This is a genomic window from Paenibacillus massiliensis subsp. panacisoli DSM 21345, from assembly GCF_000426545.1.
Classification (GTDB): domain Bacteria; phylum Bacillota; class Bacilli; order Paenibacillales; family Paenibacillaceae; genus Paenibacillus; species Paenibacillus panacisoli.
The window spans coordinates 133,460-155,984 of record NZ_AUFO01000018.1; the positions used below are offsets into that span (position 1 = coordinate 133,460).

Annotated in this window: 23 protein-coding genes; 3 read left to right on the forward strand and 20 right to left on the reverse strand. The window is 49.2% G+C overall.

From position 1 onward, the window contains the following. Window positions 1–219 precede the first annotated feature (219 nt). Complete coding sequence (locus K331_RS0115600; RefSeq protein ID WP_028591020.1) at window positions 220–882, reverse strand: potassium channel family protein; 663 nt, start codon at window positions 880–882, stop codon at window positions 220–222. Between the two features lie 131 nt (window positions 883–1,013). Here K331_RS0115600 and K331_RS0115605 point away from each other — a divergent pair, with 131 nt between their 5' ends. Next, on the forward strand, window positions 1,014–1,247 hold the full coding sequence (locus tag K331_RS0115605; protein WP_025676912.1) for a small acid-soluble spore protein SspI: 234 nt from the start codon (window positions 1,014–1,016) through the stop codon (window positions 1,245–1,247). Between the two features lie 187 nt (window positions 1,248–1,434). Here the strand turns inward: K331_RS0115605 and K331_RS0115610 are convergent, their stop codons facing one another. The 9 genes from K331_RS0115610 to K331_RS0115650 form a co-directional block, all read right to left on the reverse strand. After that, entirely contained in the window at window positions 1,435–3,018 is a 1,584-nt protein-coding gene (locus K331_RS0115610; protein ID WP_028591021.1) for a peptide chain release factor 3, read from the reverse strand. A gap of 428 nt (window positions 3,019–3,446) precedes the next feature. After that, complete coding sequence (gene zwf / locus K331_RS0115615; RefSeq protein WP_028591022.1) at window positions 3,447–4,994, reverse strand: glucose-6-phosphate dehydrogenase; 1,548 nt, start codon at window positions 4,992–4,994, stop codon at window positions 3,447–3,449. 162 nt (window positions 4,995–5,156) lie between these two features. Then, window positions 5,157–5,813, reverse strand: a complete 657-nt coding sequence (locus tag K331_RS0115620) for a response regulator (protein ID WP_018885680.1) — start codon at window positions 5,811–5,813, stop codon at window positions 5,157–5,159. Beyond that, complete coding sequence (locus K331_RS0115625; protein ID WP_028591023.1) at window positions 5,803–6,870, reverse strand: sensor histidine kinase; 1,068 nt, start codon at window positions 6,868–6,870, stop codon at window positions 5,803–5,805. Before K331_RS0115625 ends, K331_RS0115620 begins: the two co-directional genes overlap by 11 nt. A gap of 17 nt (window positions 6,871–6,887) precedes the next feature. Beyond that, window positions 6,888–7,535 (reverse strand): cell wall-active antibiotics response protein LiaF, encoded by a 648-nt coding sequence (liaF, locus tag K331_RS0115630; protein ID WP_028591024.1) that lies wholly within the window; start codon window positions 7,533–7,535, stop codon window positions 6,888–6,890. A 148-nt stretch (window positions 7,536–7,683) separates the two neighbouring features. Next, window positions 7,684–8,382, reverse strand: coding sequence for a PspA/IM30 family protein (locus K331_RS0115635; protein WP_025676921.1), 699 nt, complete (start codon window positions 8,380–8,382; stop codon window positions 7,684–7,686). Window positions 8,383–8,384: 2 nt separating this feature from the next. After that, window positions 8,385–8,822 carry a PspC domain-containing protein gene (locus K331_RS0115640; RefSeq protein WP_018885684.1) on the reverse strand — a complete coding sequence of 146 codons (438 nt, stop codon included), beginning with the start codon at window positions 8,820–8,822 and terminating at the stop codon, window positions 8,385–8,387. Between the two features lie 7 nt (window positions 8,823–8,829). Continuing rightward, window positions 8,830–9,501 carry a PspA/IM30 family protein gene (locus tag K331_RS0115645; protein WP_025676926.1) on the reverse strand — a complete coding sequence of 224 codons (672 nt, stop codon included), beginning with the start codon at window positions 9,499–9,501 and terminating at the stop codon, window positions 8,830–8,832. A gap of 24 nt (window positions 9,502–9,525) precedes the next feature. After that, window positions 9,526–9,837: a LiaF transmembrane domain-containing protein gene (locus K331_RS0115650; protein WP_025676927.1), complete on the reverse strand. Its 312-nt coding sequence runs from the start codon at window positions 9,835–9,837 to the stop codon at window positions 9,526–9,528. A gap of 405 nt (window positions 9,838–10,242) precedes the next feature. Between K331_RS0115650 and K331_RS0115655 the strand changes: the two genes are divergently transcribed. Further along, complete coding sequence (locus tag K331_RS0115655; protein WP_028591025.1) at window positions 10,243–12,003, forward strand: proline--tRNA ligase; 1,761 nt, start codon at window positions 10,243–10,245, stop codon at window positions 12,001–12,003. Between the two features lie 206 nt (window positions 12,004–12,209). Here K331_RS0115655 and K331_RS0115660 read toward each other — a convergent pair whose 3' ends face one another. Together K331_RS0115660 and K331_RS0115665 are read right to left on the reverse strand one after the other, a co-directional pair. Further along, the gene (locus K331_RS0115660) at window positions 12,210–12,500 is read right to left on the reverse strand and encodes a hypothetical protein (protein WP_018885688.1); all 291 of its coding nucleotides are present in this window, start codon (window positions 12,498–12,500) and stop codon (window positions 12,210–12,212) included. Window positions 12,501–12,595: 95 nt separating this feature from the next. Then, the gene (locus K331_RS0115665) at window positions 12,596–14,056 is read right to left on the reverse strand and encodes a lipase family protein (protein ID WP_028591026.1); all 1,461 of its coding nucleotides are present in this window, start codon (window positions 14,054–14,056) and stop codon (window positions 12,596–12,598) included. Between the two features lie 217 nt (window positions 14,057–14,273). Here K331_RS0115665 and K331_RS29705 point away from each other — a divergent pair, with 217 nt between their 5' ends. Beyond that, window positions 14,274–14,549, forward strand: a complete 276-nt coding sequence (locus K331_RS29705) for a hypothetical protein (protein WP_028591027.1) — start codon at window positions 14,274–14,276, stop codon at window positions 14,547–14,549. 355 nt (window positions 14,550–14,904) lie between these two features. Here K331_RS29705 and K331_RS0115675 read toward each other — a convergent pair whose 3' ends face one another. The 8 genes from K331_RS0115675 to K331_RS0115710 form a co-directional block, all read right to left on the reverse strand. Next, window positions 14,905–15,801: a metal ABC transporter permease gene (locus K331_RS0115675; protein WP_028591028.1), complete on the reverse strand. Its 897-nt coding sequence runs from the start codon at window positions 15,799–15,801 to the stop codon at window positions 14,905–14,907. Next, window positions 15,798–16,733, reverse strand: coding sequence for a metal ABC transporter permease (locus K331_RS0115680; protein WP_036635043.1), 936 nt, complete (start codon window positions 16,731–16,733; stop codon window positions 15,798–15,800). The genes K331_RS0115675 and K331_RS0115680 overlap by 4 nt, the downstream gene beginning before the upstream one ends. Continuing rightward, window positions 16,730–17,464, reverse strand: coding sequence for a metal ABC transporter ATP-binding protein (locus tag K331_RS0115685; RefSeq protein WP_028591030.1), 735 nt, complete (start codon window positions 17,462–17,464; stop codon window positions 16,730–16,732). The genes K331_RS0115680 and K331_RS0115685 overlap by 4 nt, the downstream gene beginning before the upstream one ends. Before the next feature lies 1 nt (window position 17,465). After that, complete coding sequence (locus K331_RS0115690) at window positions 17,466–18,425, reverse strand: metal ABC transporter solute-binding protein, Zn/Mn family (protein WP_028591031.1); 960 nt, start codon at window positions 18,423–18,425, stop codon at window positions 17,466–17,468. Window positions 18,426–18,683: 258 nt separating this feature from the next. After that, window positions 18,684–19,094 (reverse strand): LysE/ArgO family amino acid transporter, encoded by a 411-nt coding sequence (locus tag K331_RS29710; protein ID WP_264177756.1) that lies wholly within the window; start codon window positions 19,092–19,094, stop codon window positions 18,684–18,686. Continuing rightward, a complete protein-coding gene (locus K331_RS0115700; protein ID WP_028591032.1) occupies window positions 19,015–21,036 on the reverse strand; it encodes a DUF11 domain-containing protein in 2,022 nt (673 codons plus the stop codon). Before K331_RS0115700 ends, K331_RS29710 begins: the two co-directional genes overlap by 80 nt. A gap of 28 nt (window positions 21,037–21,064) precedes the next feature. Further along, window positions 21,065–21,718 (reverse strand): class I SAM-dependent methyltransferase, encoded by a 654-nt coding sequence (locus K331_RS0115705; RefSeq protein ID WP_028591033.1) that lies wholly within the window; start codon window positions 21,716–21,718, stop codon window positions 21,065–21,067. A gap of 78 nt (window positions 21,719–21,796) precedes the next feature. Next, a complete protein-coding gene (locus tag K331_RS0115710) occupies window positions 21,797–22,489 on the reverse strand; it encodes a Crp/Fnr family transcriptional regulator (RefSeq protein WP_028591034.1) in 693 nt (230 codons plus the stop codon). Window positions 22,490–22,525: the final 36 nt, after the last annotated feature.

The window sequence follows — 22,525 nt, forward strand, 5'->3', positions numbered from 1 at the left end:
TACCCTCGATATTTTGCTCAAGACACGAATAAGACACTAACGGGGATTCTCCCCTGCCACCTAGTATCTTACCAACTGTATATTTATGCAGTTACATGAGCATACAGGTATACAATCATATCCATGTATATTTATGTACCATGTCTCTGCACCTTCACCCATGTAAATGCATTCATAAAAGTATCTTCATACCCAATCTTCAAATGGTACCTTGTTCGTCTACTCAGGAAACGCCTGCTCCAGTCGGACAAGATCATTTTTGTGCCCGACAATAATCAGCACATCTCCTGTCTGAATCAGGTCCTCCGGATGCGGAGAGATATTCATCTCCTTCTCACGCCGAATACCCAGTACATTACAACCATATCTGGCCCGGATATCCAGCTCCTTCAGATTCCTGCCAATCATGAAGCGCGGAGCCTGCATCTCAAATATACTGTAGTCTTCAGACAGCTCAATATAGTCCAGAATATTCGGCGAGGTCAGATGATGAGCTACCCGTAGTCCCATGTCCCGTTCCGGATAGATTACCTTGTCCGCACCAATTTTTTGCAGCACCTTGCCATGCAGTTCATTCTTCGCTTTGGCCAGGAGTACGGGTACCCCCATATCCTTCAGTATCAGTGTCGTCAAAATACTCGCCTGAATATCCTCACCAATCGCCACCACGACGACATCAAAATTACGAATACCCAGCGCCCGCAAGGCTTCCTCATCCGTTGAATCTGCCGAAACGGCATGGGTCACCATTTCGGAGACCTCCTGTATTCGCTGTTCATTGGCATCGATCGCTAGTACATCGTAGCCCATATCGCTTAACGCGTATGCGACGCTGGAGCCGAATCGCCCCATGCCGATAATAGCATATTGTTTTTTTGCCATTTGTCGCTTGGCCTCCCGAATTCATACTATGCCTAAGTATAGCATACCTGGATTCCTTATTTGCATACCATCCCTTCCGGCAGGCCACACTAGGACAAGGTACTTGAATCTAACCTATCAGGAGGATCACAATGCCCATTACACTCGATTTGCGACAAGCTATCGTTCACAAAGTGCATGGTGAATCAGAACAAGGCCTGACCGAGATGATTGAGGGATCGGTGGATGGTCCGGAGGCTGCCCTGCCCGGCCTCGGTGCTGTTTTCGAGATGATCTGGAAGGACATCAACCCGTCTCAGCGCCAGGAGCTGGTGCAGATCCTGCATCATCATTTACAGGGAGTTCAGCCTCCCAAGCTATCCTGATTCCTGATTGGTGGCTCACAGTACACGAACAAGCCGGCACTGTCATAAGACAGTCAGCCGGCTTGTTCTACTTGGACTTTGAACAGGCCTCAAGTGTATATATGTTATCATATTGCACTCAGATTATATCGCATTCGAGAATTCATGTAGACTGAGCACTCATAATACGTATACATTCACGAATAGCTTAAGGGGCCGTCTCCAGGAACTTCGCATTCGGATTTTTCTCCATTGCAGTTCGCATAGCATATTCATTCTCGAACAGCACAACGTAGTTCCCTTTTTTATCCTTCACTAGTGTGGAATTGATACGGAATTTACTTGGATCAATCTGATCATCCACAATCCAGCGAGCAAATTGGAACGGCATGCGCTGTAGCTGTACATCCACGCCATACTCGCCCTTCATCCGATATTCGAACACCTCAAATTGCAGCTGTCCTACTACGCCCAGAATGGTATCGTCGAAGCTTACCGTGTTGAACACCTGAATGGTGCCCTCCTCGGTCAGTTGATCGATTCCCTTCTGATATTGCTTATGCTTAAGTGCGTTCTTGACCGTCACCTTGGCAAAAATCTCTGGCGAGAACGTCGGCAGCTCATCGAAGACAACCTCACTGCCCTGACTAAGCGAATCGCCGATACGGAAGATGCCTGGATCGAAGAGGCCGATAATATCTCCAGGATAGGCCTCCTGCACAATATCACGGTCCTGTGCAAGGAATTGCTGTGGCTGCGAGAGCTTGATTTCCTTACCCACACGGACATGCTTCACGCTCATCCCACGCTGAAAGACACCCGATACGATCCGCAGGAACGCTACACGATCCCGGTGGGCTGGATTCATATTGGCTTGAATTTTGAAGACATACCCGCTGAATTTCTCATTCGTCGGCTCGATCAAGCCAGCTGTACTGCGACGTGGCTCTGGCTTCGGTGCGAGATTCAGGAAGTTCTCCAGGAAGGTCTGTACGCCGAAATTATTGATGGCACTGCCAAAAAAGACCGGTGTCAGCTCACCACGCTGTACCTTCTCCATATCAAACTGGTCGCCTGCGATGTCCAGCAGCTCAAGATCCTGGCAAAGCTGGTCATGATGGAATTCTCCTGCCATCTCGCGGATCACAGGATCGTTATAGCCATCAACCTTCTCTACCTTGATCTTGGAATGATCGTCGCCCTGGAACAGCTCAACCTGATTTAATGTACGATCATATACGCCACATAGCTCACGTCCCATACCAATTGGCCAGTTCATCGGTACCGAGCGAATGCCCAATACCTGCTCCAGCTCCTCCATCAGATCGAAGGGGCTACGTCCTTCACGGTCTAGCTTGTTAATAAAGGTGAAAATGGGAATCCCGCGCTTGGCACATACCTGGAATAGCTTGATCGTCTGGGCCTCTACACCCTTTGCAACGTCAATCAACATGACTGCGCTATCCGCAGCTGTCAGTGTCCGATAAGTGTCCTCACTGAAGTCTTGGTGACCCGGCGTGTCCAAAATGTTAATCCGGTGACCATTATAGTCGAATTGCATCACGGAGGAGGTTACAGAGATCCCCCGTTGCTTCTCGATCTCCATCCAGTCACTCGTTGCATGCTTGCTGGCTTTGCGTGCCTTGACGGAACCTGCCTCACGAATCGCGCCGCCGAACAGGAGAAGCTTCTCCGTGAGCGTCGTCTTCCCCGCATCCGGGTGAGAGATAATGGCAAAGGTCCGTCGTTTGTCGACTTCCTGTTGCAGTACTTGTTCGCTTGTTTTACTCATTTCACTATTCCCTTCATCACATGAATACAATTACATTTCATTGATTTGTGCACGAGTGTCCTTTCGGCGCTGAGCTTTACATGGCAAAAAGGAAGCTGTGTATTATCACTTAATCCGGCTTTTATTTCTCAAAATTTCTATATGGATACACTTTATAAAAAAGTAGAAATCAACTCACAAGGGATGACGCCTCACTTTATCCAGACTTTTTTACCACACTGAACTATATCCACTTTCTTCATTTCATTTATATAACGGACTTAAGCAAATCCTAGTTATTATACCATATTTGCCACACAAATCATCCTCTAACGAACGCAAATCATCCCCACACGTTTATAACGTATGAGGATGATGGAAAGTACCCTCGCTCCCGAGAGACCTGCAATACCTTATGCACCTTGGATGCTAATGGTGCCTGTCTTAGACTAGCTCATGCGCCATACGACCCGGTCTTCGTCCTGACCGTTCACAGGCCACCAGTGATAGCCGTCCTTGCGGAGCAATTCGTCCGCTGCTTCAGGCCCCCACGAGCCTACTGGATAATGCTCCAGGCTGTCTGGTGTCTCCTGCCATGCCTGTGCTATGCGGTCCACATAGGACCAGGCTGTCGCCACCTCATCCCAACGAGTAAAGTAGGTCGAGTCTCCTTCAGCCGCATCATGCAGCAGACGCTCATATGCCTCAGGAGAATTGATACCGATCATGCAGCTTTGGCAGAAATCCATAGCAAGCGGCTCAATCTCGGATTCCGAGCCTGGCTTCTTGGCATTGATTTTGATGTAGATGCCCTCCATCGGATTCACTCGAATGACGAGCAGGTTGGGCTCCAGATTATATTTTTGACCCAGATAGACCTTGTTTGGCGTGCTCTTGAACTCAACGACAACCTCCGTGGTCTTGACAGGTAGACGCTTGCCTGTACGCAGGTAGAAGGGCACGCCTGCCCAGCGGAAATTATCAACGAACACTTTTGCTGCAAAGTACGTCTCGGTTGAGGATTCCGGATCGACTTTATCTTCCTGACGGTACCCCTTCAGTTGTTGACCGCGGTGCGTCCCCTCCGTGTATTGCCCGCGCACGACGTTGCTTCGCACATCGTCCGCCGATTCGAAGGGACGCAGCGAGCGCAGCACCTTCACCTTCTCGTCCCGAATATCCTCGGGCAGAAGGCGGCTTGGTGGCTCCATAGCAATCATGGTCAACATCTGCAGCATATGGTTCTGTCCCATATCACGCAGAGCACCGGAATGGTCGTAGTAGCCACCACGCTCCTCGACACCAACCGTCTCCCCTAGTGTGATCTGTATATTAGCGATGTGCTTATTATTCCAAAGTGGCTCGAAGAATGCGTTACCGAACCGGATTACCTCAATGTTCTGAACCATTTCTTTCCCGAGGTAATGATCGATTCGATAGATCTCCTCTTCCTCAAATACCTGGCGGATCTCTTCGTTCAGCTTACGAGCAGATTCGAGGTTATAGCCGAACGGCTTCTCGATAACCAGACGATTCCAGCCGTTCCCATCTAGCATGCCGCCTTGCTGAAGACTGTTCGACACACTGCCAAAGAGTTCTGGGGCCAATGCCAGGTAGAAGAGCCGATTGCCGGGAATACCGAACTTCGATTCCAGCCGTTCCGTCTGCTCACGCAGCTCGCGGAAGCCATCAACATTGTTAATATCCAGCGACTTATATTCAAAATGCTCGGCGAATTGCTGCCACTGTTCATCATGATTAGCCTTGTAGCGGCAGAACTCCTGAATGGACTCGTAGAGGTCATTACGGAACTCCTCGGGACTGCGGGGACGGCGTGCTACGCCAACAACGGCAAAATCCTCTGCCAGCTTGCCCTCCCGGTATAGACTATATATAGCAGGAAACAATTTGCGACGAGCCAGATCTCCCGTTGCCCCAAAAATAAAAAATACCGCGCCTGGTGTTTGCATCGTATCTTCTCTTAGGTTATCAGCCATGGCTTATTCTTTCCTTTTCTTGTTAGAGTATTGTGAAATGTAATTGGCTACAGTGTAGCATATTCCACATTCTTCATGCTATCTTGTGAGCTATAAGAATTGTTTATGGAATGAAAAAAACCGCAGACCACCATGCCTCCGGTTTTTCGCTTCATCTTATTATCATTCCGCCAGACCATTCTTGTATGCATAAATGGCTGCCTGTGTCCGATCCTCCACACCTAATTTGGACAGCAGATTCGTAATGTGGAACTTAACGGTCTTCACACCGATGATCAGATCATCCGCAATATCCTGATTGGATTTTCCCTGCGCAAGCAATCGTAGCACTTCCATCTCTCGCTCGGTAAGATCAGCATGCGCCGGAGCAGCCTCCTGAGGCTGACGGAAACGATCCATCATTTTGGAAGCTACCTGGGACTCCAGTACAGACTGTCCACGGGATGCCGCACGAATCGCGTCAGCGATCTCTCCAGCACGGGAGGTCTTGAGCAGATAGCTGAAGGCACCAGCTTCAATGACAGGATACATTTTCTCATCATCCAGATAGCTCGTCAGCACGATCACCTTGCACTGGGGCAGGATCTGGAGTACCCGTCGCGTCGTCTCAATGCCGTCCATTCCATCCATAACCAGATCCATCAGGATGACGTCAGGTTTATACTCCTCCGCCAGACGGATTCCTTCCTCACCACTGCCAGCTTCGCCAACAACCTCGATACCGTCCTCAGTCCCAAGTACAGCGGCCAGCCCGATCCGGACCATCTCGTGGTCATCCACCAGCAATACCTGAATCGGATGTTCATCTTCATTGGACATGCTCATTCCCTCCCTTAATCTCTTCATTCATCACTGGCACAGTCATCTCAATCCGCGTTCCTTTGCCAGGTGCCGTCACGAATTGGATGGCCCCTCCTACCTCGCTAATCCGTTCCTGCATGGTGGACAATCCATATGAAGCCTGCTTGCGCTCATCCAGCTCGAACCCGACACCATTGTCCCGGATCATGACCCGTATAGCCTCATCCCGCTCTTGAATGCGTATCTCCATGCGCGTAGCCTTGGCATGCCGCAGTGTGTTGGACATGGCCTCCTGTATAATACGGAACAGATGATTCTCGACGCCCTTGACCAGCCGGATGCTGCTATCCATCTCAAAGTCGATCTCCATGGGCACCTTGAGCTCCAATTCCTTCACAAGCTCCCTGAGTCCTTGCTCCAGATGCTTACCCTCCAGATACACAGGTCGCAAATGCAGCAGCAATGCACGCATTTCAGACTGTGCTACGGCCGACATTTCCTCAATCAACGCGACCTGACGCTTGGCCTTGTCAAAATCCTTGTCTAATGTCCGCCCTACAGCTGTAGCCGTCATTGATATGGCGAATAGCTGCTGAGAGACGGCATCATGCAGCTCACGTGCCAGACGCTGCCTCTCTTCTACGATAGCTGATACTCTTGCCTGCTCAGCCAATTGGGCATTATTTGTAGATAAACGCTGCAGCGAGGATACCTGCTCCTCCCATTTACGGGCAATCCGCCCTAATTGCTCTCCCAGTCTGCCGATCTCATCCCGTCCTAGCTCCGGCAGCTCGCGGGAGGGACTCCCCTTCTCCCACATGAGCAGTGTCTCTCGCATCATCTCCAGCTTCCGCTTCACTCGATAGCTCTGGTAGAAGCCATAGCAGGCCCCGATCCCAATCAGGGGCAGAAGCATTGCAGCTGCGAGGTTCAGCAGATCCCGCCAAGTCGTGGATAAATCCAAATAACCATATGTATACAGCATATATAGCAGGGCTGATCCTAAAAATACACACAGGAGGATGCCTTCGCCCATACTGCGAGTAATCATGTTCGATGTTTTATGATCGTTCATTATAGGCCCCTCCTGTATTATTTGAAATGAATGCGGACATCGCCTACAACATAAGACACGATGACCTTGACTTTGAATTCACATGTATCATAATTTGGGGATCTCCAGGATACGCGGTTGAGTGCTCCTGCATCCCGATCTCTTCCAAGCTGAATCTGTCCGAACATGACGAAGGCTTCAATCTCCACACCATAGTATTCTGGAATCCTGAACTCCACATCTCCCAGCACTCCCTGCGTGAAGAAGACCGTATCCCGCTCCTCTGGCAGTGCCAGAGACAAGTCTGCCTTCATTTCACCAATAACATGCCACACGCTCGTATCCTGCAAGGTCCAAGGAATCTCATCCCAGCGGTAGTTGGACATGAAGTTCTGCTTGAACAGTGCTGTCCCCTGCGGGTGCAGCTTGCGACTACGCCAATAGTATACTCCTAACGAAATAGCAATCAAGCCGAATACCAGCAGCAGATTATCCAATACAATCAGACCGCCGCCGACAGCCATAAAGGTATAGCCCTTCTTGATCTTCCCCTTGTGCAGCTTATATAGACCAAGCAAGATGAGCAAAAGTGCGACAATCGTGAAGAAGCCCATCCAACGACCTGTAAGTAGTAGAATCCCAATGACCAGGACAGTAATTACCATCATTCGATTTCGTGTAAGCATGCCGCACCTCCTGTTCATCTCGTAGTATCCCCTGGTCTCTTGCGACAGAAAAGCCATTACGGGGCGACCTGCCCCGCATGGCTTCTCTCCATTCAATGCCTTAGGCCCATTCGCTTCAGCATATCATAGTGCACGTGGATCTGAATAGTTATTCCTTGGAATCAGTCTTAGGCTGCTCTGTTTTGTTCAGCTTGCTTCTCAGCTGCTCCAATTGCTCATCTACCTTGAAATTGCGCTCTGCTTCAGCAGGGTTGGTGTACGTACCATTCGAGCGATATGGGGCACGCATCACATCTGCTTCCGCCTCCATCTGCATGATTTTCTCTTCCATGCGATGGAATCCGAGCGAAGCACTTCCGCTCTCAATGGAGTGAACGCTGCTGATGGAGTTCATTTGCTTCTTGGCATTAGCCATTTGGGCACGGGATACAAGCTCGTTGCGCTTGTTGCGCATTTTGTAGAATTCGTCCTTCATATCATGCAGTTGCTGTACAAGGTCTTTGACTTGCTCTTCTGCCTGAAGATGCAATTCGCGGAATTCATCCTGCTTTTGGTTGAAGTAGATCTTCTCCTCAAGCAGCTTGCGGGCAACATCCTCCTGGCCATTACGCAGTGCTGCTTCAGCCTGGCGCTCACGTTCAGCAGCCATTCTGTCCGCTTCCTCCAGACGCTGCTTCATGCGACGCTCACTAGCCATTTGCTTCGCTACTGTGACCTCTGCCTCATGAATTTCAGATTCCATATCACGCAGATATTGGTTCAACATCACAATTGGGTCTTCTACTTTATCCAAAATATCATTCACAGATGCTCTAGTCATATCCTTCATTCTTTTAAAGATTCCCATAATTAACGTTCTCCCTTCTCGTAGCTGGATAATTTTTTGCGCAGTTCTTCTATTTCCTTCTTCATAGCCTTCTTCTCTATATCCTCCATCATCGAATCCAGATCCGGGTTGCCTCCTTGAGAATAAGGCTGCTGGTTGGATTGGGGCGGCTTGTGAAAAGAATTGGATTGTCCGTATCCTCCACCGTTATATCCACCCTGGTTATAATTAGGCCCTTGCTGGTAGTTCATCCCGCCAAGTCCGTTATACGGACCGTAGGGCTCCTTGGGAATGACCATAGCAGCGATCAAGTAGATCAGAATCGTAAGACCGCTTGTCAGGAAAATGCTGATCACCAGCAAGATCCGAATCCATGTGGAATCAATACCGAATACGTTAGACAATCCACCGGCAATACCGGTAATCATTCGATCCGTTGTGGATCTGTACAACTTACTCATACCCGTTCTACTCCTTTCCTTGCTTGCCCAGTTTATCTTTCAGTCGGGCGAGCTCCTGCTCCAGAACCGAAGGCTGCCGGAGTCCATCCTGCGAATAAGCATTGTCTGAGCGTCTCAGGTCTCGTAAGGAATACGTCTCAGCTTCCATATCCGCAATTCGGTCAGCCAGTCGGTCGAACATACGCGGTACGTTGCGTCCGCCATATGTACTGGCCCGTTCGTTCATTTGCCGCTGCAGGTTCAATGTCTGCATCCGTGCTACATAATATTGGCGCTTGCTGTATACAGCCTGGTATTCCGAGCGAAGCTCCTCCAGCTGCAGCTCCAATTCGCGAAGTGATTCACGGCTTTGTTCCCACAGCTCACTGTATTGCTCAGCCTTCTCTTCATAGAGGATCTTCTCCTGCAGGGCCAGCTTAGCTACATGCTCCTCCTCTGCCTTGATAGCGAGCATGGCTTGCTCCTCTCGCTTGAGCTTCATCGTCACAGCCTGATCCATCTGCTGCTTCATTTGCCGGGTATGGCCTGCATATTGCTGATGCAAGCGCTCAGCCTGCTCAATATCCTTGCGAGTATTATATAGAAATTGATCGATCATACGGACGGGATCTTGGCTCTGCTCCAGATTTTCATTCAAGGTAGCTACCGTAATGTCCCGCATTCGACGAAATACACTCATTCTCATATGCTCCTTTCACTGGGCTCAGTAATGTCTGCGCCGATTCTTCAACATGTTAATTCCAAAGAAGATCAATGCGATTGCGAGCAGCGGCCCGATCAACCAGGACAGCTTGCCGAGTAGAATCAGCAGACCGATGATCAGAATTATCCAACCTGCTACGGTATTGCCTCTCTTCACGCCGTAGTAGCCAAGTGCAACCATCGCTACTGGGATTAGATATCCCATCAGTTCTCTTACCAGATGTCCAAACACAGGGGTGAAGCTGCTCAGCAACATCAGGGAACCTACGACAATCAGTATAATCGCCAGACTATTTCCTTTATTCCATCTCATTGCTTTATCACCGCCTTTCTTGATATGCATCCTTATTGTATCTTTACGATACGGGTTCAGTTCCGGTTGCTTGTGTATGTCTCAACCTTATGTCCTTATTCTAGAGAAAATTTCGATTTTTCAAAACGGACCGTGGACGGTTTTTGAACCTAGACTCAGGTCGGGGATCGCGCAGGACTTCAGACGGTACACGGCCTGGCTGGTGCAGAACACCACTATTCAAGCTGGCATAAGTGGGGGATTCATCAAGTCCAAGAATGGAATACATCCGGTGCTCTCATAGCTTGCCGATGCGAGAATCTTCCTTTGAAGCAGGAATGAAATATGCTTTAATAGATGTAATTCTTCATCTAGAATATTCCAATTGACGAAACGAATACATAACTATCCGAGGAGTGATCCGTTTTGCGCCAGCAGCATCTTCTTATTCCTACTCTTAGAGAAGCTCCTACTGAAGCCGAGGTTATGAGTCATCAGCTCCTTGTACGAGCTGGATTGATCAGACAAGTCGCAGCAGGAATATACACCTATCTGCCCCTTGGGCTCAGGGTGCTACATAAGGTCGCTCAGATTATCAGACAGGAAATGGATGCAGCGGGAGCTCAGGAGATTCTAATGCCGGCCCTGCAGCCTGCGGAGCTATGGCACAGCTCTGGTAGATATGGAGATTATGGACCGGAGCTTATGCGGCTTCAGGATCGTCATCAGCGTGAATTTGCACTCGGACCTACACACGAAGAAGTCGTGACCGTCCTGGCCGCGGACGAAATATCCTCCTATCGTAAATTACCTGTCATCTTGTATCAGATTCAGACCAAATTCCGTGATGAGCGCAGACCACGCTTTGGACTCATGCGGGGCCGCGAGTTCATGATGAAGGATGCTTACTCCTTTGACGCTGATTGGGAGAGTCTTAATGAATCCTACTGGAGGATGTATCAGGCGTATACCCACATTTTCGAACGGCTTGGCTTGAACTTCCGAGCCGTCGAAGCGGATGCCGGTACGATTGGTGGGGAGGGCGAGACTCATGAATTCATGGCGCTCGCCAAGATTGGGGAAGATACGATTGTGTCCTGCTCCTCCTGTGACTATGCCGCTAATCTGGAGAAGGCTACTGCACGCAGCCAACAAGTGAACATATCGGAAGTGTCGGGAAAATCAATCCATGTTGCTTCGGACGAGCCTACAAGTAATCCGACAGCTAATCAGGTAGAGGCCATAGCGCGCATGCATACCCCAGGCATCAAGTCGATTGCTGAATTGACAGCATTCACAGGTGTGGCTCCTCAGCTAATCATCAAAACGTTAATTTACAAAGCTGACCAGCAATACATAGCTGTGCTGGTCCGCGGCGATCATGAAGTGAATGAGCTGAAGTTGAAAAGTGTACTGAATTGCCATGAGCTGGAGCTGGCTGAGCACACTCAGCTGAATGCCACAACTGGGATACCCCCCGGATTTGCGGGCCCTGTGGGACTGAATCTCCCCTTGCTTATAGACCATGAGGTTGCCTTGTTGAGACAAGCCATAGCCGGGGCGAATGCCGTGGATTATCACTATGTTCATGTAGTGCCTGGGCGAGACTTTGCTCTTGATCGCGTGCATGATCTGCGTAATGTGCACGAAGGAGATCGATGCCCGCATTGCGGTGAAGCTCTTGAATTTGATAAAGGAATTGAGATCGGACACGTCTTCAAGCTAGGAACCAAATACAGCGAACAACTCGGGGCCCGCTATCTGGATACAACAGGGAAAGAACAACCATTTATCATGGGATGCTACGGCATTGGCGTCTCACGAATTTTGTCCGCTGTAGTAGAGCAAAGCCATGATGAGCATGGTATCATCTGGCCCGTGAGCATCGCTCCTTTTCAGGTGCACATTATCCCTGTCTCTAGCGCCGATCATGCACAGCAGGAGCTAGCCGCTGAATTGTACCAGCAACTACAACAGCAGGGCCTGGAGGTTCTATTGGACGACAGGGACGAACGCCCAGGCGTCAAATTTAAAGATGCCGATCTCATCGGGGTTCCCGTCCGCATCATTGTCGGCAAACGGGTAGGAGAAGGCATGGTGGAGATTAAAGGACGTACACAGGCCGAAGCAGCTCATGTCGAGGTTAAGGAGATCGAAACGACAGTCAGAGCGCTTCTTTCGATATAAATAGATAAAATGATAATCGGCACTGGAGCTTGTTATATCATTCTCGTTGTATAAATAGTAGGTTTGCGTGCAAAAATCGGTCCAACAAGCAGAAAGCGGCTCATCTTCATTTCTGGAGATTGCCGCTTTCTATATCATCTATATCCAATTTCCGCATCTCATAATCCTTCAACGCGCCTCTTAGAAGTGACATGCCTGAAAATAGCTTATTGCGCCTGACGCTGTCTTCTTTCCTCGCGATCCGCCGCTTCCATCTTGCGTATATAGCTCTCAAGCTCTGCCTTATGAGACTCTAGCTCCTGCATTCGGGCGGATGCTCCCTGTACGAATGCCTCCATTTTACGGGACAGCTCAAGTGCCGATTCCCCTCTCCATTCCTGTAAACGGGTGTAGATGCTCCGCATCTGCTGCTCCTGCTGCTGCAATCTCTGCCTTAATTGTTCACACTGCTGGACTGCTCTTCTAAGATCGGATAAAGATACGGATATTCTGCTCATGTCTTATGCCCCCTGTACATGCTGCTTCAACATTTTGTCACCCAAGACTCGCTGTTAAATTCATCAAGCTGCTCATGGTTTCCTTACAGCCAGATTCACTGGTCAATAGCAATAAACTCCTCACCCTTACGATCAATGTACTCTGCAATCTCTAGGATGGACTCCTGATACCAACGATTGATACGCTGCAGTGTCGCTGTAGCATTATAGGCGATTGGCGTCAGAGACTGACTCTCGCTTGTACCGATCTGGGCCTGAAATAGCTGGATGGACGCTTGTGTGTCATTCGCGAACCCGTCCAGGCTTCCCCGCATCTGCTTGGCTGCATGTCGCAGCTCCTCCGGTGTTAGTTGAATGGTCCCGCCATCTTTTCGTCCAATGAAATACACTCCTGCTTGAGCTGCCAGTGTTCCCTGCAGATGCGCAGCCAGGCCTGCCGCTGCCAATTGTCCACCTGCTACGGCCTGTGGCCCATATCGCCCCAGAAGATCCCCTACGGCCTCCTGGAATACTGCTCTTGCAGCCATCCTGTCCTCATAAGCCTGCCTGCGTGGATTACCACTCACAGGCTGCCCATCCATTGTGAACAGCTTGTTGCTAATGTCGCCTGTATCTCGATCAAATGTGAAGTTGTCCATCTTATGGGGCGCATCTTCTCCAATAATGGAAGAAAAGAATTTTTCTACGGGTCCCTGACGAACCTTAGGCAGATTCTCAGAATCGAACATCTTCTGGACATTCTCTGGCCCCAATATTAGACTGGCAATTTGCTGATCTCGCAAAGTGAGATTCTTGAGCGATTTGAAAAGGGGATGGTCTACCTGGTTGGCTTCTTCAAAGGTGAAGTCGGTATAGTAGGTAGCACCTACATGTGGCTGAGCATCTCCTACACCTGAACCAATACCATCCGCTGGATGCACGTAGGCTACATTGGTTTTATTAAATTCTCCGGCCTTCGACCTCCTCTGCAAATCCTCAGGCAGTAAATGAACAATTCCAGGAGCATTGTAGCTCGCAGAGGAAATACTGTTTCGCACAGCCACATATTCCGCTAAAGCCCCTCCTAAAGAGTGCCCTGTCGTTGATATTTCAGACTTTGGATACTGCTGTTGGACAACATCGTATAGATCCATAGCCTGCTTGAACTGATTATTATGTTCGTACTGAGCGTCATATTGTCTGATATGCTCTTGCATCGTTAGGGGCAGTTTTTTGATTTCCTCTGGATTCTCCTCCACATACTTATTCAGACCCTCTAAGTTCTTGACTCGACCGAATACCACATCATTAAGGTCAGTCTCATAGTCCACAAGCCTGCTATAAAAGGGACGATCGGTTGGTTCTGTTCCCCGGTAGCCGATGATTATCTGATTAGTCTCCTCATTATGGAACACCTCAGCGTCGAAGCCTGAGCCCTCTGTATCGTGAAGCAATGCCCCTTCTGGCCTCACTACTTTCCAGCCCGGCGGATTCTCCAGCTTCTGTCCAGGAGCAAGCGAGCGATCATAGGTGCTGTCTGCTATAGTCCAATATGTTTTGTCATCTATGAAAGTCATGTATGTATCCCGCCTTGTCTATTTAGAAAATATATTATAAAGTTTCAAACAAGAGGTGCTTTCCAAAAAAGTAGTATTCTGCATAGTCCTTATGCACGCCTCATCTTTTCAAGTCTTGGACGCAACATGCTGGCAAAGGAGAATCTACTTGAAACGAATTACTTTGGTCACCCTATCATTTATCATCATGGCAAGCTTGTTAGGAGGATGTTCCCACATGTCAAAGCAAGAAGAACAACAAATCTTAGATCAGGCCCTCGCAGCTGGAGTACAGCATATCAAACAGCACTACGACGCCGATTTTGTAATGAATAGTTACGAGATTGAGGATTCTGCAAATCGCTCAAGAGTGTTCCTTTATGGATATGTCAAGGGCCACGAGGAAGAGAGCATTACCATCTCGTACAGCTTCATGCAACATGAGATTGTCAATGTGACTGGACCGGAATGGTTCATAGACAGCCGTCTGCCCGAAGATACGTCTGTCAATTAGGCACTGATTTAATTTCCAGTCTTAGGAAGTAGAATTATTATAATATAACTTCAGGTAAGAGGGTATGAAGCGCATGAAAAATGCGAAAAAGGTCTCAGTTTGCCTCACTGAGCAAGACGAACCTCCCACTAAAGACTGAATACAATAGTCCGACTTGACCTTCCAATCTCTCATGGACACCATTCCAAATTGACTAATATGTGTTCATAAATGTACATTATCTGAACCTCAAGTAGTCAGACCAAAAAAGCAGGGATGCAATATCCCTGCTTTCGTTATTTTCTTGAAAAATAATGATTTAGAAACTAGTATAACGAATCATGATGTCGAATCACATTAACGAGGCTGAACCTATTTAACCAGCGACATGCTGCTCCTTCGAGGTAGAAGTAGCAGGACGAATGAATCTAGACAGTAGACCATGGGTTGGTGAGCACAAGAAACTAACCATGAATACAATTCCAGTCGCAAAAGCCATCGAACCTGAGATCGACGTATCCAGCCAGGTTGCCACATAATACCCCAGTACAGCTGAGATCACCCCGAAAGTCCCACTCAACACGAACATAATAGATAAGCGGTCGGTCCACAGATAGGCTGACGCAGCAGGGGTAATCAGCATAGCGACGACCATAATAGCTCCAACGGCATCAAAAGCTGCTACGGTCGTAACCGAGACGAGAGACATGAAAATATAATGCATCAGCACGACAGGAATCCCCAGGCTGGCAGCCAGTGCAGGATCGAACGAAGTAATCTTCCATTCCTTATAGAAGGCCAAGATCACGACAACAACGATACACAGCACAACAGTCAGCAGAAGCACAGCCTCTGGAATCTCTCCCAACCAAGGCACGGTTGTCTTTTCCCAAGGGATGAACGTGATCTCCCCCATCAGCGCATGCTTGATGTCCAAATGGGCATTCCCGACCTGTGTGGCAATCAGAACGACCCCGATCGCAAAAAGAGTTGTGAACACGACGCCAATAGATGCCTCCTGCTGTACCCCTCGCGAGTGAAACCACTGCACCAACACCGATGTCAGCAAGCCCGCAATCACCGCACCTATGAGCATATGCACACCACTCAGCTCACGTGTGACCATATAGGCGACCACAATTCCGAGCAGTACAGTATGGCTGATGGCATCCGCCATCATCGCCATTCTCCGTAATATCAAGAGGGTGCCAATGATTCCACAGGATAGGCCGACCAGCGATGACGTTAATAAAATCCAGCCTGCGTAGCTCATCTTGATTCCCCCTTCTCTGCGAGGCTCTGGCGGTGCTGCACTCTACTGTATTCCCTGCTCTGTAACCGCTGCTGTATACGTTGTTGTATCCACAGCACCAATAATCCTTTACGAATACCGAAGGCCAAGGATATCACGAAAATGCACGAAGCCGATATGACGATGAAAGGCCCGGTAGGCCATCCATTCCCAAAGGTACTAATCAGGGTTCCCAGCATGCCTGAGCCTCCACCGAATAGTGCGGACAAGGCAAGCATCCATTTGAAGGATTGAGTCCAGTACCGAGCGCTCACCGCAGGAATGATCAGAAGTGCAGCCATGAGAATTACGCCCACAGCCTGAATGCCAACGACAATCACCAGCACCATAGCCCCTACATACAGAATATTCATCCAGCGGCTGGACAATCCTAAGCCCTTCGCAAAGTCCGGATCGAACAGGAACAGCTTCCATTCCTTGAAGCCAATGAATACGATCAGCAGCACCAGCATCGCAAGTCCTGACATGATCAGCACATCCTTGCGTACCATCGCAGCGGCCTGCCCAAAGATGAAGCTATCCAGACCGCTCTGACTAGCCCCGGCTGTCCGGCTGACGATCGTCATTAGCATGATGCCCAGTCCGAAGAACACGGATAGCACAATTCCCATAGCTGCATCCTCTTTGACACGGCTGGACGATCGAATCCAGTGCACCAGCAACGCTCCGAGTAAGGCACTGATGGTCGCTCCCAGCATCATGATGGGCAGGTTCTTCGTTCCAGCAAGGGCAAAGGCAATGACCACTCCTGGCAGAGCTGCATGAGACAGCGTATCACTCAGAAGGCTTTGTCGCTTCCAATAAGCAAAGCATCCGAGCAAACCCGCCGCAGTACCCAGAATTAATGTGCTTAGCAGCACCCACTGTGCGTTAGAAGATAGCTGTAGCATCATCCGGATCGCTCTCCCATCCAGCGGATGACTCCGCCATAGGTCTGGTAGATATTTTCCTGGGTAAAGGTGGTCTCCGTCGGACCATGAGCGATTACTGTCCGGTTCAGCAGCAATACATGATCGAAGTAATCCTCTACAGTCTGCAGATCATGATGGACGACCAGCACCGTCTTGCCTTGGCTCTTCAGCATGTTCAGTGTCGCCATAATAGCCCGTTCAGTCGCGGCATCCACACCAGCCAGTGGTTCATCCAGAAAATACAGATCAGCATCCTGCACCAAGGCTCTCGCCAAAAATACGCGCTGCTGCTGCCCTCCGGAGAGCTGGCTAATCTGACGGGAGGCATAGTCTCCCATTCCCATTTGCTCAAGAGCTGTCATAGCTCGTTCTTTATGCGATTTCCGAGGCCACTTCAGCCAGCCGATCTTGCCGTACAGGCCCATCGTAACGACATCCAGCGCATGGGTTGGAAAATCCCAATCCACCGAACCCCGCTGCGGCACATAACCGATCCGAGCCTTGGACTTAGTATATGAAGCGTCAAAATACGATACATTACCGGCCAAGCGGGGATGCAGCTCCAGCATGACCTTGAGCAGTGTTGATTTCCCGGCGCCATTGGGACCGATAATGCTGGTCAGTGTTCCTGGCTCTACCTGAAAGTTAACTTGGTCCAACACCTTGTTCCTGCGGTAGGCTGCGGATAGATTCTCCACCTGTAGTACTGACATGCTACTCACTTCCTTTACTTAATGCAGTATAGATCGTATCTACATTGTGACGGTACATTCCGATGTATGTGCCTTCCTCCGTGCCTGCATCACCCATCGCATCAGAATAGAGGTTCCCACCTTCACGCACCTGAAGACCTTCCTTCTGAGCCCCTTCAATGACCGCATTGATCGATGAAGGATTGATGCTACTCTCTACAAAAACAGCCGGAACCTGATGCTCCATCAGAATTCGAATAGTGTTCTCAATATCGGATAAGCCGATCTCAGCCTCCGTACTCAACCCCTGTAGGCCAACAACCTGCATGTCATGCATCCGTCCAAAATAACCAAAAGCGTCATGCGCCGTTACCAGCACACGCTTCTCAGCAGGAATCTGCCCCAGCTTCTCGGACGCTTCGGCCTTCAAGGCATCCAGCTCTTCAAAATACTTAACCTTGTTCGCTTCAAAATAGTCCGCGTCCTCTGGAGCATATTGCTTGAGCTCCTCCGTTCCTGCCTCAAGCGCTTGCTTCCACAGTTCAATATCGAACCAGACATGAGGATCTGTAGCTCCCGTCTCGTCCTTCAGACGCTGATCGTCCGGGATGCTATCGCTTAAGGCTAATACGGGCTTGTTCTTGCCGATCTCCTCAAAGACCCGTACCATATTCGCCTCCAGATGAAGTCCACTGTACAGCACGATATCACTGCTCTCCAGCTTGGCTATATCCCCCTGGGTAGCATTGTACAAGTGTGGATCTACTCCTGGCCCCATGAGACTATCCACCACAACACGATCTCCACCAATGACGGACATAGGCTCGGCAATCTGGGCAATGGTTGTCACGACTTGAATCTTGTCTCCATCCACTGCGTTATCTTGGCTCTGGCCACTGGAGCAGGCAGAGATGGCCAATGACATGGCTAGTATAAGTCCTGTAATCATACGCCTCTTGTTCTTCCATCTGTTAATTCTCATCTCTCGCTTCCTCCACTCTCATCTTAGTATTTATGCTGCCAGCTTAATAAATTACTATTTTTGTAAATAATTTTTCCTTAGGGAAAATATCTTTTATACGTTTAAATTACTTTCTATCAACCAAAATGTCAACGTTTTTCTTTCTTAAGACTAATTTTTTTTACCAGACGCAACTTTTTGATAGAAAAAAAGCCCATACCTATGCTTTTAGCCAGTGTATGAGCCTAATTATGATTTTGTTCATCTAATTTTCAAAATTCAGCGAATCATATCCAACATCAGCCATAACGCCATCAACCAGATGAATATTGCCGAGCCTTTGTTCATGAAGACTAATAACTTGCCTGACCCATCCAGATGCTTCAATAAGCGTCCCGCTATAGCCAGGATGAAGAACCAGATCCAAGAGACCAGAATACAAGCACTAGTGAACAAGATCAGCTCTGTATGATCGTAACGTAATGAGCTGGTACCGATGACACCTACTGTATCCAGAATCGCATGCGGGTTCAATAATGAGACTGAGACGGTAAAGATTATCTGCTGTCTCATCGACAGTGGGACTATATGCTGCTCCTTCACCCCGCTCTTAGATCGCCACATGACATAGCCCATATATCCCAGGAATAAGACGCCGAGCACCATGAGGACTGTACGTAACCAATCCATCGCATTCACGAATACGGATAAGCCCAAGACAGCCAGCAGGATTCGGAAGCTGTACGGGCAACGTTAACGTATTGGATGTGGCAGATCCTGATACTGTACGGCCATCCGGTGGCTGGAACGTATATGCAGCTGCTGCCTGATCCACTAGCTGTGGTGGCGAAGGCAAGGAGTTGACCAGGACCTGAAAGGTTACAACGGTAGTCTGACCAGCACCGATGGTGCCGACAGAGAAGCCGTTCAGTGGGTTCGCTCCGGCAGCAGGAGTACCATTAATGGTGACACTACCCGGTACGAACGTACTACCTGCAGGAATGTTATCGCTAATCGTTGTAGCTGCCCCGATATTCCCGCTATTTGTAATCTCCATCCTATAGGTGACCGTATTCCCAACCGTGGCATTCGCAACATTTGCCGTTTTGGCGATGCTGAGTATTGGTGCATATACAGGTGTGGTTACCGAATTCGATGGAATGACCCCGGAGATGATGGGCCCTCCGGCTACGCTCTGGAACGTAAAGGCGGCATTTGCCGCATTAACCAACTGCTGTGGCTGCGGGATTGACGTTACATTAGCCCGATATGTAACTGTTATGGATGACGCAAGGCCAAGTGAGCCCAGAGATACACCAGTCGTTATATCAGCCGTTGGTCTGGACGTTCCCCCAACAGTGACACTACCCGGTACTAGGGTTGCGCTAGCTGGCAATACGTCAGACAGCACGATACTTGCTGCACCGGCAGTGCCTGTATTGCTAACAGTCACGGTGTAAGTGATCGGGTCTCCGTTCACGACTCCGGATACGTTAGCGCTTTTGGTCACATTGATCTGAGGCGCATTAATGTTAACTTGAATGGCGTTGGCGTTGACGACATACGCATCCCCGGACGTAGTAAGACTTAGTACAGCAGATGATTGATTGTTCACCAGGCGAGCAGATACATCCACGTTCGTGATGTCCCATCCCTGCCGCCCACCAGAAATGTTGCTGCCTGGAGCTCCATTCGTCTGATTGCGGGTACCGAAGGTGCCTGTCGTATTTAGTTGCCCCGCATCGTTGTTGATCTGTGAAGCAAAGAAGTTATTCGCAAAATTGTTCGGCCCCGACAGCGCTGCAAGAGTTGAAGAAGTGGGGCCGAACAGAGCCTGATCTCCCGTCCGGTTCGCATCTCCCTCCTGCGCACTGAACAGGGCTCTTCCCCCAAGAGCTCCAGTCACTGGCGTAGCAAAGCCTGTTATTGTTGTATTAACTGGCCCTGAAGTAGACTGTACCAGAACAGCACCTGCACGGATGGACATGTTGCGAAAGGGCAACGATGGATTCTGATAAATAACCCCAAGTGTCCAGCCCGCATGATTGGCTGTTGGATCATTGGCCACGACAATGGTACCGACAACCCCACTCGTCGTATAGGCACCACTCATCCCCTGCTGTACAAGCGAGGTTACATTTGCCGATCGAACAAACGCAAATGCACCATTTCCCAGATCCACCTGGTTGGCAGTAGCTGAGTCTGGAGTAATGCTGGATGTTCCGGCAGGAGTCGTGAAGGAGACGGGATTGTTGATCGCGGCGCTAAGATTGACGGTTCCATTTATGTACGAGCCTCCCCAGATCAATTCGGCATATAATACTGTATTGCCCGAAGGCAGCACTAATTGCGCCGATGAGCTGTTGCTAGTATATAGACTCGTTGTGCCTGCTGGATATGTGCCGAAGACGGAGGCTGTATTCGTCGTAGTAAACGCACCAATGCTGTCCTGTATTCCTGGTACACCAGTTGTATCAGACCGGCTTAATCCTAACGTGTTACCCGTGAACTTGATGGCACCTGTAGCGTTAAAGGTAGCTCGAACGATGAGAGGAATAATTCTCCCCCCTTTAGCCGAATGTATTGTCCCTTGTTGCGGAACTCGGTCCTCAACCCTATACCTATGCTGCATTTATCGATCCATGTCTATCCATAGAGAATTATCCGAGTGATTCTTCAATTCCCAATGGTGACGGGGAACGAAGCACAGATGGAAGCGGATAGGTCTGCCTGCTCATCCATTCCAACTCCCGCTCCGAGGCCGGCTGCTTCACGGCAACCACATAATACAGGATCTCATCCACTACATTCGGTTGGATGCGCTGAAGCATCTCAAGCTCCTCCAGTTCATATAAAGGAGGGACAAAGGGAGGCTGGTACTGTAGCTCCATTCGTAATAGGCGAAAATCAAATGCGGGGGCCGTGCTATTATCATACCTTGCATAAGAAGTAGGCTTAGGGCAACGTGGTCCTAGTGTAGGCTCATAAAAGTGGGGGGTCCAGTATATGGGGCTGGATTCATCGAATTTTTGTTTGAGATGAGGATTAACAATATGATTATAATGATGGGCATAAGGAGCAAGAATACACATCACAGCCTTATGCATACACATCCGGTAGAGATCAGCCAGCACCTGCATGATATCCTCTACATAGGGTAGCGAGCGGCTAGCCATCACAAATTCCACCGAATCATCCGGCAATGGAATCGGCTCATTGATATCACATACCAAGTCCACCCCCGGAAGCTCCAGCCGATCAATTCCAAAGTATCCGGGATGCTTATTCGTACCACAGCCAAGATCAATTCTCACACCGCTTTCCTCCCACGATCAGTCTTTAGACACTTTAGTATATTAGCCCTGTGGAAGGTGGGCACGGTGTATACCCAGCTAGAATTCACTAATTGGCAGCTGATGCTCAGCATCCAACAGCTCGAACTGATTTTTGGAAAAGCGAATCAGCCCCTCCTGCGCCATCCGCTGCAGCTCACGGGACAAGGCACTGCGGTCTACTGTAAGATAATCGGCAAGATCACTGCGGGAAAATGGTATGGTAAAGCTCGTGGCATTATTCTTCTTGGCCTCAAGCGTTAAATAATGCATAATTCTGTCCCTTAGAGACTTATGTGACACAAGATCCAGCTTCTGATAGATCAAGCGGTTATTCTCCAGTAAAAGCGTGAGCAAATTCTCAATAATTCTTCCGCGCAGATGGCAAGTCTGTTCATAGGGACGTACGATTTTATTCATTTTAATGAACAGGATCTTGCATTCCGAGCCTGCAATAGCCTCATAGCCACTGTGCTCTCGTGTTAGACGCATGGCAGTCTCCCCCACGATATCTCCATCCACCAGCTCAGAGAAGATAAAACGCATCCCTGACACATTCTCCTTGCATAAGAGCACCTGACCATTGAGTATGATGCCGACAGCATCCAGTACATCCTCTTTGCGGAAGATGACCTCTTTCTTATCGAAGTCTCTGATGCTTCCCTCCAGACAGCTCAGAGCCTGATGAACCTCTTGATCAGCAAAGCCTTTAAATAAAATCGTGCTGCTTATGATATTGAAATATTTTTGCATGTTGTCAGCCTCCTGTTGCCATGGCAACCGAGTTAT